Origin of the sequence: Bradyrhizobium sp. Rc2d, from assembly GCF_900099855.1 — a bacterium.
Lineage (GTDB): Bacteria > Pseudomonadota > Alphaproteobacteria > Rhizobiales > Xanthobacteraceae > Bradyrhizobium.
In genome coordinates this window covers 133,609-146,343 of sequence record NZ_FNCU01000006.1, presented here as the reverse complement: position 1 = coordinate 146,343, position 12,735 = coordinate 133,609, and the positions used below count along the sequence as shown (strand labels likewise).

Genomic DNA, 12,735 nt, shown 5'->3' with positions numbered 1-12,735 from the left:
TGGTCACACTTGCCTGGGCGCGCCGCTGCTAAGCATCGGACCGGGACGGGGACCGGCAAAGCATCGGTCGAACTGAATGAGAATACGCATGAGAAGCCTGATCGGCGCCCTTGTCGGCGCGTTCTGTGTTGCGGGCCCCGCCTTGGCGGAGACCCCGGCCGCAATCGTCGAAGATGTGCAAGGCAAGATCGACGGCGTCGAGTTCATGGACTATGTGGCGCCGGGCAAAATCATCAAGCTCGGGCCCAAGACCAGCATTACGCTCAGCTATCTCAAATCCTGCTTGCGCGAAACGATCAGTGAAGGCGTCGTCCTGGTCGGCAACGAGCAGAGCACCGTGCAGCTCGGCGACGTGCAGCGCGCCAAGGTGCCCTGTGATACCAAGGCGGCGCAGCTCTCCGAACGCGAGGCGAACCAGAGCGCCGCGACCACGTTCCGGACCATGCGATCCGATGCCAAGGGCGCTCCGTCCAAGCTGCCGACGATCTATGGCGTCGCGCCGCTGGTCCAGGCCAAGAGCGGCAGCACGCTGGTGATCGAGCGCACCGACGGCAAGGAGCCCACGATCAGCGTGCCGCTCAAGAACGACGTCATGATCCGCGGCAAGTTCTATGACTTTGCCAAGGCCGGAAAGTCACTGACCCCGGGCGGCAGCTATCTCGCCATTCTCGGCGCCAAGCGTTACGCCTTCCAGGTCGACGCCAGCGCCACCGCGTCGCCCACCCCGGTGATCGGCCGCTTGCTGCGGCTCGAATAGACGGCGTCGACAACACGATGCGGCGGATCGGCAGGCGGGACATCGTTGCGGCGATCCTGATTGCGCTCCTCGCGGGCGCGATCGTCACGTCCCCGCCGCTCATGCTGCAAGGTCTCTCGCTCGACATCCTCACGGCGATGCGCGGCAAGCTGGTCGGCGAGCGCCGCGAACCTGCGACGTCGCCAGTCGTCGTGGTGGCGATCGATGGAGAGACCTACGACACACCACCCTTCAAGGGATCGCCGACCCAGACCTGGACGCGCGAAATCGGCCGGGTGCTCGGCAGCATCACCGAGGGCGGCGCCAAGGTCATCGGCTTCGACGTGATCTTTCCGAGCTCGATCGAGCAGTCGGAGATTCCTTTCGGCGACATGTCGGTCGGCAGCCGCATGAAGGGATTTGACCGGGATTACCTGATCGCCCTGCGGCAAATCTCCGACAACGGCAAACTGGTGCTCGGCGAAATCCTGAGCATCGATCATCCGGAAGTGCCCTATCGCGCACAGCAAGTGGCAGTGCGCAACACCATCCGCGCGCTCAATGTCTACACCGATCCCGACGACGTGATCCGCCGAATGCCGTTGAGCTTTGCCATCGAAGGCAGGTCGGTCCCCGCGATGGCGGTCGAGCTCGCTGCGCGTGCGCTTGGCGCAAAGCCTGAAATTGCGTCGTCCGGCGCGACCGAATTGTCCGGCTATGCGATCCCGAGCGCGATGCCGAATACAATGACGCTCAACTTTCGCGGGCTGGGTCGCGACGTTCCGACCTTCTCCTTCGCCGACCTGCGCGCCTGCGTCGAGAAGGGCGATCGCGATTTCTTTCGCCGCGCCTTCGACGGCAAGGTCGTGCTGCTTGGCACGGTCCTGAATTTCGAGGACCGTAAGCTCACCTCGATGCGCCTGTCTGGCGGATATGACGGTACGCCGGCCGCGCGATGCGCCCTGCCCGCGCCGGAGCGTGGCGCGCAACGCCCGCGCAGCGATGTCGCCGGCGTGTTCGTGCACGCCACCGTCGTTCGCAACCTGATCGAACGCGATGCCGTGACCGAACTCGGCTTTCCCGCGCGAAGCATTCTCACGATCGCGTTCGCCCTCGTCATCGCTTGCGCCGCCGGCATGCTTGCGCCGAGCGGCGCGCTGATTGCATGGCTCGGCCTCACCGCCGTTTACGCCGCCGTGGCCGTCGGTGCGTTCGTTCACGCATTGGCACTGCCGCTGACCGAGCCTGCGCTCGCAAGCCTTGCGGCGCTCGCGATGATGATCGGCTACCGTTTCGTGCTGGCCGATCGCGACGAGCGCTTCCTGCGCAAGAGCTTTGCCCTCTATCTCGCCCCTGAAGTGATCAACACCATGGTTGCGTCCGGCAAGATGCCGGCGCTCGGCGGCGAGATGCGCAATGTCACCATGTTCTTCTCCGACCTCAGCGGCTTCTCCTCGATCGCGGAGAGGATGACACCTGGCGAGCTTGTGACCTTGATGAACGAGTATCTGTCCGCCATGACCGACATCATCGAGGGCCATGGCGGCTATGTCGACAAATATATCGGCGATTCCATCGTCGCCATGTTCGGCGCTCCGGCCGACGATCCCGCACATGCGCGCAATGCCGTCCATGCCGCGCTGGAGTGCCACCAGAAGCTGGCGGAGCTCAATGCCGACAATCCCGCCTTCGCCGGCCACGGCCTGTCGCACCGTATCGGCCTCAACAGCGGCGAAGCCGTGGTCGGCAATATCGGCTCGCGCCGCCGCTTCAATTACACCGTGATGAGCGACACCGTGAACGTCGCCTCGCGGCTCGAGGGCGCCAACAAATATTACGGCACCGCGATCATGGCCTCCGAAACCACGATGGCGCAGACCGGCGGCACCTTCGCCTGGCGCGAGCTCGATGCGATCAGGGTGATGGGACGCGGCGAAGCGATCAGGGTGTTCGAGCCGCTGGCGGAGAGGGGCGCGGAGAGCGCGGAGCAGACGAAGGTGGCCGCGGCGTATGCAGAAGGGCTGGCCTGCTGGCGGGCAAAGGATTTCGCCAAGGCGGCTGATGCGTTCGACGGCGTAGCGAAGATCGATCCGCCGTCATCCATGTTCGCGGAGCGCGCCAGAACTCTTATCGCAAATACCCCGCCGCCGGATTGGACTCCGGTCAATACGCTGGAAGGGAAGTAGCAGTTGTTCACCCTCCCCTGGAGGGTCCCTGGAGGGGGAGGGTGAGAAGAGGGCGTCTAAAACGGCAGCCCCACATAATTCTCCGCGAGCAGGCGCTGCGCGGTCTCCGACGAGAGCAGATAGTCCAGCTCAGTCTGCTGAAGCCGATCCTCGTATTCGAGCCGGTCGGGGAAGCGGTGCAGCAGCATCGTCATCCACCAGGAGAAGCATTGCGCCTTCCAGATTCGCGCCAGCGCCTTGGCGGAATAGCCCTCGAGGCCGGAATCGTCGCCGTGCTGATAGTGCGCGAGCATGGCGTGGTAGAGATAGTAGATGTCCGACGCAGCACTGTTCAGCCCGCGCGCGCCGGTCGGCGGCACGATGTGAGCGGCGTCGCCGGCGAGGAACAGGCGGCCATAGCTCATCGGCTCGGCGACGAAACTGCGCAAGGGCGCGATGCTCTTCTCGATCGACGGACCGGTGATCAGGCGGCCGGCGACCTCTTCCGGCAGGCGGCGCTTCAGCTCGGCCCAGAACGCATCGTCGCTCCAGTCTTCCACCTTGTCGGTCAAGGGCACCTGGACGTAGTAGCGGCTCAGCACCTGCGAGCGCAGCGAACAGAGCGCGAAGCCCCGCTCGTGTTTCACATAGATCAGCTCCGGCGACACCGGTTTCGTGCGCGACAGCACTCCTAACCAGCCGAACGGATAGACCTTCTCGTATTCGCGCAGCATGTCTTTCGGGATCGACTTGCGGCTGACGCCGTGAAAGCCGTCGGCGCCGACGATGTAGTCGCAATCGATACGAACGGTCTCGCCGTTCGAACGATAGGTCACGTAGGGACGGTCCGACGTCAGGTCATGTGGCGTCACGTCCTCGGCATTGTGCACGACCTTGCCGCCGAGCCGGTCGCGCGCTTCGTAGAGGTCGCGCGTCAGCTCGGTCTGGCCGTAGACCAGCACCGAATTGCCGCCGGAATGCTTGTGCAGGTCGATCTGGGACAGCATGCCGTCATGGGCGATCTCGAATCCCCGATGGATCTCGCCCTCGCGGTCCATCCGCTCGCCGCATTGAGCCTCGCGCATCAGTTTTGCAAAACCGTGCTCGAGCACGCCGGCGCGGATTCGGGCCAGCACGTGGTCGCGGCTGTATTTCTCCAGCACGACGGTCTCGATGCCCTTCAGATGCAGCAGCTGGGACAACAGCAGCCCGGACGGCCCGCCGCCGATGATACAGACCTGAACTTTCATTTTTGCGTCCTCCCGTCGGCGCTATTTTGCAGATTCAGAGCCGTAAACCGATGGAGGGTTTCGTCTTTATCTTGTACTATTCGAACATGAGAAGCACAGCCCCTGCCCCGGCGATCCGGGTCTACAATCTCTTTGGCGAATCCGGTGACCTACCCGACGTCGTGCATTGCGAGACCATCGCGTCCCGCTCGGTGCTGCACGACTGGACACTGGCCGTGCACCGCCACGCCCGGTTGCACCAGGTGCTCCTGATCGAGCGCGGTGGCGGCGAGGCAACGCTGGACGGCCGCGTGGTACCCTTGAGGCCGATGCAGATCGTCAACGTTCCGGTCGGACACGTCCACGGCTTCCGCTTCGAGCCCGATACCCAAGGATGGGTGCTGACCATCGCCGCGGAGATCCTGGACGAGGCGCTGCTTGCGGCCGAAGGTCTGCGCGGAGCCCTGTCGCAATCGGGCGTGGTGCGCGGCACGCCGCAGATCCGCGCCACCATGAAGCAGATCTTCGCCGAACACGCCGCCCGCGATTTCGGCCGCGCGCATGTGCTGCGCGCATTGTCGTCGGCCATGATCGGGCTCGTGGCGCGGGCGCTGACGAGCGAGAGCGGCGGTAACGGTTCTGCGGAAAGCGGATTGTTCCGCCGCTTCGAGGCGCTGCTGGAGCGGCATCATCTGGAGCGCTGGAGCGTCGCCGACTATGCCAATGCGCTGTCGGTGACGCCGACGCATCTCAACCGGATCACGCGGGCGGCGACCGGCGACACCGCCTCGCATCTGATCCTCAACCGGCTGATCCGCGAGGCGAGGCGCAACCTCGTCTACACCAACCTGCCGGTCTCGACGATTGCGTACGCGCTCGGCTTCGAGGATCCCGCCTATTTCAGCCGGGTTTATGCCGCTGCCACTGGGCTGTCGCCGCGCGCCTTCCGCGCGCAGCTCCATGGCAGCGAAAGCTGAGGCCCCGGATGCCAAACTTCCAAGCGTCGCATTCTACTCGCGCGCGCTTTCCTGCCTGCCATGGATCGGCTCTTCCTCGGGATGCCTCTTGTCGTAATGGAGGAAGAGATCGAGCAGCGCCAGAAGCACAATGACGATACCGAAGCCGATGCTGAGGTGCATCGCGCGTGTGTGCGGGAAGCCAAGCAACCAGGGCGACACGATGAGCCAAATGCCCATCAGAACGTTGAGCCACTCCTCCCAATCCCGATAGGCGATGATGGCAGCCAGCGACAGGATGCCGATGATCGCGCTCGTTACCCAGAGGTCGATCTTGCCTTGGCTGATCGTCAGCTTGAACAGCCACGGGGATATGAAGAGTACAGCGGCGAGAAACAGATTGTAGACGTCAGGGACAGTTTCGCGCTCTTGCAACCTGCTCATGACACACCTCTCAACGAGGATATGTTGGAGGAAGCATTCGCCAGCGCTTTGGTTCCCGATCAACGCGCTTTGCATGATAGACTTTGGTCGCAGGCCGTGGTTTGAGCCGACCTCCTCAATCCGGCGTCTTCGCAGCCACTTACCTTCGTATATAGGCCCTTTACCTCAGTACAATTGAGTGGGGCATGCGCGCGCTTTAGCGTGGCTGCATTCGGCGCCCTGGCGCTGGTGGCATGGAACCTCCCTGACCTTGGCGCAAGACGGCCACCCCTGTCTGGTCGTCTGCGCCGCCTTTTTCAGCAAGCCATCGGCGCCTTCAGTGTTTTTCCGGCTTTTTTGCGGAACTGGAGATTTGTGCACAATGTCTTCTCTCGAGAAGATCGCACTCTTTATCGATGGCTCCAATCTCTATGCCACCTCCAAGGCGCTCGGCTTCGACATCGATTTCAGGCGGTTGCTCGGCGAATTTCAAAGCCGAGGCGCATTGTTGCGCGCCTTTTACTACACGACCGTCATCGAGGATCAGGAATTTTCGTCAATCCGCCCGTTGATCGATTGGCTCGACTATAACGGATACACCGTCGTCACCAAGCTCACCAAGGAGTACGTCGACGCCACCACCGGCCGCCGCAAGGTGAAGGGCAGCATGGATGTCGACCTCGCCGTAACAGCGATGGAGCTCGCCGAGCACGTCGATCAGATCGTGTTGTTCTCGGGCGACGGGGATTTTCGTTCGCTGGTGGAAGCCCTGCAGCGCCGCGGTGTCCGCGTGACGGTCGTCTCCACGCTCTCCACTCAGCCGCCCATGATCGCGGACGACCTGCGCCGACAGACGGACGTATTCATTGATTTGGCGGAGCTGAAGCCAAAAGTGGGGCGCGATCCCGCCGACCGGCCGCGCGAGCTGCGGCAGCCACCGCAATTCCTCACGCGCGGATCGATCAATCGGGGCGACCGGGTGGAATGATCCCGGGACGGCCGCCGCCCGTCACACGTCGAAGAACACCGTCTCCTCCGGCCCCTGCAAATTGATCGTGAAGGAATACACGACCTTGCCGGCGCGTTCGCTGCGCGTGGCAACCAGCGTCTTGCGGCGCACCGGCGGCTCGACCAGGTTGAGCACGGGGTCGGCGCCATTGGCGGCCTCTTCATCCGAGAAATAGAGCCGCGTGTTCAAGCCGATGTTGATGCCGCGCGCGACGATCCAAACATTGACATGCGGCGCGCATTTGCGGCCGGTCTTGTCGATGATGGCACCGGGCTTGATGGTTTCGAAGGTGACGAGGCCGCTGTCGAAGTCGGAGCCGGCGCGGCCCCAACCGCGAAACTCCTGCTCCAGCGCACCCGCCGAACGGTCGGCTGGATGGTTGTAGCGGCCGGCGGCATTGGCCTGCCAGATCTCCAGCAGCACGTCGCGCAGCGGCGTGCCGGTACCATCGAGGACCCTGCCTTCCAGCGTGATGCGTTCGCCCTTGGTGTTCGGCGTCACCAGGACATTCGAAAAGTTCTTCTCGAAGATGTCGAAGCCGGCCATTGCCGGGATCAGACCGATATGAACGTAGGGACCGGCGGTTTGCGAGGCCGTTTCCTTGAGGTAGTTGAGCGGCTGTGGCATTGCTCAGTTTCCTTCGGAGCGATTTTCGAAATAGGTGGAGCGCTGGCCGCGCAGCACGATGTCGAAGCGGTAGGCGAGCGAGTCGAAGGGCGTGGAGGCGTTGAGATCGAGCGGCGCGATGAGGCGGTCGAGCGCGTCCTTGTCCGGGATCGTCGTCAGGATCGGGCAGACCGGGATCAAGGGATCACCCTCGAAATACATCTGCGTGATCAGCCGCTGCGCAAAGCCGGAGCCGAACACCGAGAAGTGGATGTGGGCGGGGCGCCAACTATTGACGTAGTTGCGCCAGGGATAGGGGCCCGGCTTCACGGTGCGGAAGTAGTAGTAGCCGGTGTCGTCGGTCAGCGCGCGGCCGCAGCCGCCGAAATTGGGATCGATCGGCGCCAGATAGGTGTCCTTCTTGTGCCGGTAGCGGCCTCCGGCATTGGCCTGCCAGAACTCGACCAGCGTGTTCGGCACGCCGTGGCCGGTCTCGTCCAGCACACGGCCGTGGACGATGATGCGTTCGCCGACGGGATCGCCGTCCTTGGCGTAGTTGCGGATCAAATCATTGTCGAGCGGGCCGAGATCGTTGTGGCCGAACACCGGCCCCGTGATCTCCGAGACCGAGTTCTCCAGCGACAGCAGCGCCTGGCGCGGCGAACGCAGCACCGAGGATTTGTAGCCGGGCGCATGCGCCGGCGGATGGATCGAACGGTCGCGCTGGAAGAAGCCGCCGTCGCGGGGCGTGAACGGCTCGGGGCGGTTGAGGCGGGGATCCTGCAAGGCTGCGAATGGAGCCTGGGCATTCATCGGCGTTGTCTCTCCCTTGGCGCCCCGGGGTCCGGGGGCGCGGCTTATCGGGAGATCATGAGCCGGTCTATTCCACAGATAAATAGATCGATTATAATATATTGCATGAAAGAAATCGATCATTTGGCCCTCGATGGCCACGCCCTCGAGCTGTTCCTGGCCGTGCTGGAGGAAGGCTCGGTGACGGCGGCCGCTACGCGGCTCGGCCTGACGCAATCCGCCGTCAGCCACGCCCTGAACAAGCTGCGGCGGATCGCGGGCGATCCGCTGTTCGCCAAATCCGGCCGCGGCATCGTCGCCACGGCGCACGCCCAGGCCCTCGCGGCGAAGGCGCGCGCGCTGATCGACGAGATGCGCAGCTTCGCCGGCGGCGTCGCTTTCGCGCCGGCGCAGGCCCAGCTATCGCTAACGATCGCCGCCAATGACTTCCAGCGCGACCTGCTGCTGCCACGGTTCTTCGATCATGTCGCCGCGCAAGTGAAGAGCTTGAACCTGCGCGTGATCCCCTCGCAGTCGCCCTCGCCTGCGATGCTGCGCGAAAACCGCTGCGATCTGCTGATCACGCCGTTGCCGCCCGCCGGCGTCGACATCGTGCAGAAGCGGCTACTGAGAGATCATTACGTCTGCTATTACGACGCCAAAGCGCGTGCCGCGCCAAGCGGCCGCAGCGCCTATCTTGCCGCGCGCCACATCACGGTCGTCTACACCGACAACGAGCGGCTCGACTTCGACCGTCGCCTGGCAGCCAATGGCTTCCACCGCGATATCGCCATCTCCGTCCCGAGCTTTTCGGGCGTGCCATCGTTCCTGCGCGGCTCGCAGATGCTCGCGAGCATGCCGAGCCTGCTGGCGCCTGGCGTCATGCTGGGCTTCGCCCACGTGCGAATTCCGCTGGCCTCGCGCACGCAGACACTGGCCGAGCTGCCGATGTTCATGGTCTGGCACCAGCGCTACCAGAAGGATCCGGCCCATCGCTGGATCAGGAATCAACTCGAGACTGTCGCGTCGACGGCCGCCGCCTGACCGACGGGCCGCAGCCTGCGAAAACCTGATTCCCGCCAAACCCACTGGTTGCGCAAGGGGAGCCACGCTAAAATCCCCTCATGACCGTGACCGACATTGCGAGCCGAACCTACAATCACAGCTGGCGGCTGGATCCCATCATCCGCAGCCTGCTTGATACTGATTTCTACAAGCTGTTGATGTTACAGTTGATTCGGGACGATTACCCGGATCAGCAGGTGACTTTCTCGGTCATCAACCGCTCGCGCCATGTGCGCCTCGCCGAGATCATCGACGAGGGCGAGCTGCGCGCCCAGCTCGACCATGCCCGCACCATCCGTTTCTCCAAGAAGGAGCTGATCTGGCTTGCCGGTAACACCTTCTACGGCAAGACCCACATGTTCTCGGCGGACTTCATCCGCTGGCTAGCCGAATTCCGCCTGCCCGAATACGAGCTGCGCAAGGTCGAAGGCCAGTACGAGCTGCATTTCCACGGCCCCTGGACCCACACCACCATGTGGGAGATTCCGGCACTTGCGATCCTCAACGAGCTGCGCTCGCGCGCAGCAATGAAGGACCGCGGCCGCTTCGAGCTCGACGTGCTCTACGCCCGCGCCAAGGCCAAGCTGTGGACCAAGGTGGAGCGGCTGCGCAAGCTGGAGAATTTGCGGCTGTCCGACTTCGGCACCCGCCGCCGCCACGGCTTCCTCTGGCAGCGCTGGTGCGTGGAGGCGGTGAAGGAAGGCCTCGGCTCGTCCTTCATCGGTACCTCCAACGTTCTGCTCGCGATGGACAACGATCTCGAAGCCATCGGCACCAACGCGCATGAGCTGCCGATGGTCGCGGCCGCGCTTGCCAGGGACGACGAGGAATTGCGCTGGGCGCCGTATCGCATCCTCGACCAGTGGCGCCAGACTTATGGCGGCAATCTCCTGATCGCACTGCCCGACGCCTTCGGCACGAAAGCCTTTCTGCGCGATGCGCCGGAATGGGTCGCCGACTGGACCGGCTTCCGCCCCGACAGCGCACCGCCGATCCAGGCCGGCGAGGAGATCGTCGCCTGGTGGAAGAAGAAGGGCCGCAATCCCAAGGACAAGCTGCTCGTCTTCTCCGACGCGATGGACGTCGGCTCGATCGAGGAGACCTATCACCACTTCGCCGGCCGTGTGCGGCTCTCGTTCGGCTGGGGCACCAATCTCACCAACGACTTCGTCGGCTGCGCGCCGGACGGCTCGTTCAATCTCGATCCCATCTCGCTGGTCTGCAAGGTGTCGTCGGTCGACGGCCAGCCGGCCGTCAAGCTCTCCGACAATCCGGAGAAAGCGACCGGCCTGCCCTCGGAGATCGAGCGTTACCTGCGCGTGTTCGGCGACGCCGGCCGCGTGCGCAAGCCGGTGCTGGTCTAAAGCGCGATAAGATCAGGATGAATCGTCATCGCGCTTTAGGTTATTGTTTGAGCATGATCTTTTCGCAAAACCGCTGCACACTTTTCCGGATCAATGCTCTAGCAGCGGACTGGACTCCTCTCGATCGGGTAAACGGCGCACGATGAATGCGAAGCATTGGTTCGCCGATGCCGCACCAGTTCCGATTGACCGGTATTTGACGCGATCTGCGCGCATCCACTTCACAGCGCCTTCACCGTGCGGCGCAGTCGCTCGCGTTTTCAGGTCGAGTTAAGCAACATTCTGCTCTACTTCGCGTTGTAGGCCGACGCTCCGCTGGGATCGTTGATCGGTTTGGGGAACGCAGGGTGTTTCGCAGAACAGCGACGTCGACGAAGGGACACAGTTTCCTTCACGTCATCAAGCTCGTCTCGCCTTTCGTGATGGTCGTCCTGCTCCAGGCGGCGATCGCGGGATTCAGCCTCGAGGTGATGTCATCGGTCCGCGCCTATGTTGCAGGGGAAGCGTTGTGGTCGCGCTCGCAGAAGAACGCCGTCTATTTCCTTCATCGCTACCTGCATTCGGGCGACGTCAGCCAGTTCGCGCAATACCGGGCCGCGCTCGCCGTTCCCATTGGCGACGAGTTCGCGCGCCGGGCGCTCGAGCGCGATCCGGTCGACGTCGAGGTCGCCCGCATCGGCTTCCTGCAAGGCGGCAACCATCCCGATGACGTTCCGGGACTGATCTGGCTGTTTCGCTACTTCAATCGCGTCAGTTTCCTCCAGGAAGCGATCCGCGAATGGGCTGCCACCGATCCGATGCTGCTGGAGCTCAGCGTGTTCGGCGAGGTGATCCGGTCCGAACTGGAGAACGGCCCCATTCAAGACGACGACCGCCTGCAATTCCTGTCGTCGCGCCTCTCGGATCTCAACACTCAATTCACGGTGCACGCCAAGCGGTTCTCCACTGTCCTCGGTGAAGGCTCCCGTGCCATCAAGCTGACGCTGACTTGCATCAACATCGTCACCGCCGCGACTCTGATCCTGCTCCTGATCTGGCATACGCGGCGATTGGTGTTGCAGCGACAGGCATTCGAGGATGCCTTGCACGCCGAGAAGGAGCGCCTGGCCTGGCAGGCGTCGCACGACTGGCTGACCGGCCTGTCCAACCGCCGCGCCTTCGAGGCGCGTCTGCAGAACGATTTGGAGAATACCGCGGCGGGTCCGCTGGGACTGATCCTGATCGACCTCGACCAGTTCAAGAGTGTCAACGATAGCTGCGGCCACCTCGCCGGCGACCGCCTGCTGTGCCAGGTGGCGCGCCTCCTGCAACAGGACCGGCATGCGCATGATCAGGTGGCCCGGCTCGGCGGTGACGAATTCGGCCTGATCCTGCCGCGGTGCCCGCCCTCGAAAGCCGTCGATATCGCCGAACGGCTGCGCCGATCGTTCGAACTGTTCAATTTCGCCTGGGACGACCGTTGCTTTGCGGTGACCGCCAGCATCGGCGTTGCCTGCATCGCCGACCGCAACACCACGCTCGAGGACGCGATGCGGCGTGCGGATGCAGCCTGCTATCGCGCCAAGGAAAAGGGACGTAACCGGGTTCAGGTCGACGGCGGGAGACCGGATGTCGTCGTCGTGACAGCCCGGCCACGCGAAGCTGCACGCGCTTGACGCTGCCCGCCCCCATCAACGCCGAGGCAAAATGCCGAGGCCGGCGAGATGGGCGTCAACAAATTGTTCGATCTGCTGGCGCAGCATCTGCGGTGGCACGGCCACCATGCGCTCCTCGAGGCCGAGCGAGATGATTCCATGAACCGCGGAAAACAGCGTGCGCGACAACAGCGCGATCTTCACGTCATCTGCATCCGGCAATAGCCGCACCAGGGGTGAATGCATCAGCGCGAAGGCATCCATGACCATCTGAAGGATGTCGTCGGGATAGGGACGATCGTCCTCCATCCGATGCTCGAACAGCGAGCGTAACAGGTTGGCGTGCTCGGCAAAGAAGTCGAGATAGGTCGCGGCGAGCCCATAGAGCTGGCGAACGGGATCCTCGGTGGGAACTCCGCGCAGCCGCGCCGTGAGCGCCTGAACCGTCTCCCGGTTGACGGTCAGGATCACCCCATCGAAGTCGCCGAACTCGTTATAGACGCTGCCAACCGAGCAGCCGGCAGCCTCCGCGACATCCCGAACCTTCAATGATATCAGCCCCTTAGCTGAAATGATGCCACGGGCGATCTCCACGATCTGAAGCCGTCGCCGATTTTTTTTCTGCCCGCGCAGCGATTCTTCTTGAACATTGTTCATTTTCAAGCTACTCATGTGAACATTGTTCAAATTAACCCGGAGACCTGCAAAATGCAAACCCTCGCTGTTGATATCGCCGCCACTTTCCTCGATGACGCC

The 12,735-nt window shown here is 63.2% G+C and carries 12 protein-coding genes; 7 read left to right on the top strand and 5 right to left on the bottom strand.

The window, feature by feature from the left end:
- Nucleotides 1-88 precede the first annotated feature (88 nt).
- Nucleotides 89-757: a hypothetical protein gene (locus BLV07_RS11130; RefSeq protein ID WP_176945472.1), complete on the top strand. Its 669-nt coding sequence runs from the start codon at nucleotides 89-91 to the stop codon at nucleotides 755-757.
- 17 nt (nucleotides 758-774) lie between these two features.
- Nucleotides 775-2,922, top strand: a complete 2,148-nt coding sequence (locus BLV07_RS11125) for an adenylate/guanylate cyclase domain-containing protein (RefSeq protein WP_091884395.1) — start codon at nucleotides 775-777, stop codon at nucleotides 2,920-2,922.
- Nucleotides 2,923-2,978: 56 nt separating this feature from the next.
- Here the strand turns inward: BLV07_RS11125 and pobA are convergent, their stop codons facing one another.
- Nucleotides 2,979-4,151 (bottom strand): 4-hydroxybenzoate 3-monooxygenase, encoded by a 1,173-nt coding sequence (pobA, locus tag BLV07_RS11120; protein ID WP_091884389.1) that lies wholly within the window; start codon nucleotides 4,149-4,151, stop codon nucleotides 2,979-2,981.
- Nucleotides 4,152-4,201: 50 nt separating this feature from the next.
- Between pobA and BLV07_RS11115 the strand changes: the two genes are divergently transcribed.
- Nucleotides 4,202-5,107, top strand: a complete 906-nt coding sequence (locus tag BLV07_RS11115; RefSeq protein WP_091884384.1) for a helix-turn-helix domain-containing protein — start codon at nucleotides 4,202-4,204, stop codon at nucleotides 5,105-5,107.
- A gap of 33 nt (nucleotides 5,108-5,140) precedes the next feature.
- Here BLV07_RS11115 and BLV07_RS11110 read toward each other — a convergent pair whose 3' ends face one another.
- On the bottom strand, nucleotides 5,141-5,530 hold the full coding sequence (locus BLV07_RS11110; RefSeq protein WP_091884380.1) for an SPW repeat protein: 390 nt from the start codon (nucleotides 5,528-5,530) through the stop codon (nucleotides 5,141-5,143).
- Nucleotides 5,531-5,891: 361 nt separating this feature from the next.
- Between BLV07_RS11110 and BLV07_RS11105 the strand changes: the two genes are divergently transcribed.
- Nucleotides 5,892-6,497 carry a LabA-like NYN domain-containing protein gene (locus BLV07_RS11105; RefSeq protein WP_091884376.1) on the top strand — a complete coding sequence of 202 codons (606 nt, stop codon included), beginning with the start codon at nucleotides 5,892-5,894 and terminating at the stop codon, nucleotides 6,495-6,497.
- A gap of 21 nt (nucleotides 6,498-6,518) precedes the next feature.
- Here BLV07_RS11105 and pcaG read toward each other — a convergent pair whose 3' ends face one another.
- The gene (gene pcaG / locus BLV07_RS11100; protein WP_091884369.1) at nucleotides 6,519-7,145 is read right to left on the bottom strand and encodes a protocatechuate 3,4-dioxygenase subunit alpha; all 627 of its coding nucleotides are present in this window, start codon (nucleotides 7,143-7,145) and stop codon (nucleotides 6,519-6,521) included.
- Between the two features lie 3 nt (nucleotides 7,146-7,148).
- Entirely contained in the window at nucleotides 7,149-7,937 is a 789-nt protein-coding gene (gene pcaH / locus BLV07_RS11095) for a protocatechuate 3,4-dioxygenase subunit beta (protein WP_091884363.1), read from the bottom strand.
- 105 nt (nucleotides 7,938-8,042) lie between these two features.
- On the opposite strand from pcaH, the gene BLV07_RS11090 reads away from it, so the two are divergent.
- The 3 genes from BLV07_RS11090 (at nucleotide 8,043) to BLV07_RS11080 (ending at nucleotide 12,000) form a co-directional block, all read left to right on the top strand.
- Entirely contained in the window at nucleotides 8,043-8,960 is a 918-nt protein-coding gene (locus tag BLV07_RS11090) for a LysR family transcriptional regulator (RefSeq protein ID WP_176945478.1), read from the top strand.
- Nucleotides 8,961-9,040: 80 nt separating this feature from the next.
- Nucleotides 9,041-10,345, top strand: a complete 1,305-nt coding sequence (pncB, locus tag BLV07_RS11085) for a nicotinate phosphoribosyltransferase (RefSeq protein WP_091884355.1) — start codon at nucleotides 9,041-9,043, stop codon at nucleotides 10,343-10,345.
- A 347-nt stretch (nucleotides 10,346-10,692) separates the two neighbouring features.
- The gene (locus tag BLV07_RS11080; RefSeq protein ID WP_091884350.1) at nucleotides 10,693-12,000 is read left to right on the top strand and encodes a GGDEF domain-containing protein; all 1,308 of its coding nucleotides are present in this window, start codon (nucleotides 10,693-10,695) and stop codon (nucleotides 11,998-12,000) included.
- Nucleotides 12,001-12,015: 15 nt separating this feature from the next.
- On the opposite strand, the gene BLV07_RS11075 is transcribed toward BLV07_RS11080, so the two are convergent.
- The gene (locus BLV07_RS11075; RefSeq protein ID WP_176945477.1) at nucleotides 12,016-12,636 is read right to left on the bottom strand and encodes a TetR/AcrR family transcriptional regulator; all 621 of its coding nucleotides are present in this window, start codon (nucleotides 12,634-12,636) and stop codon (nucleotides 12,016-12,018) included.
- Nucleotides 12,637-12,735: the final 99 nt, after the last annotated feature.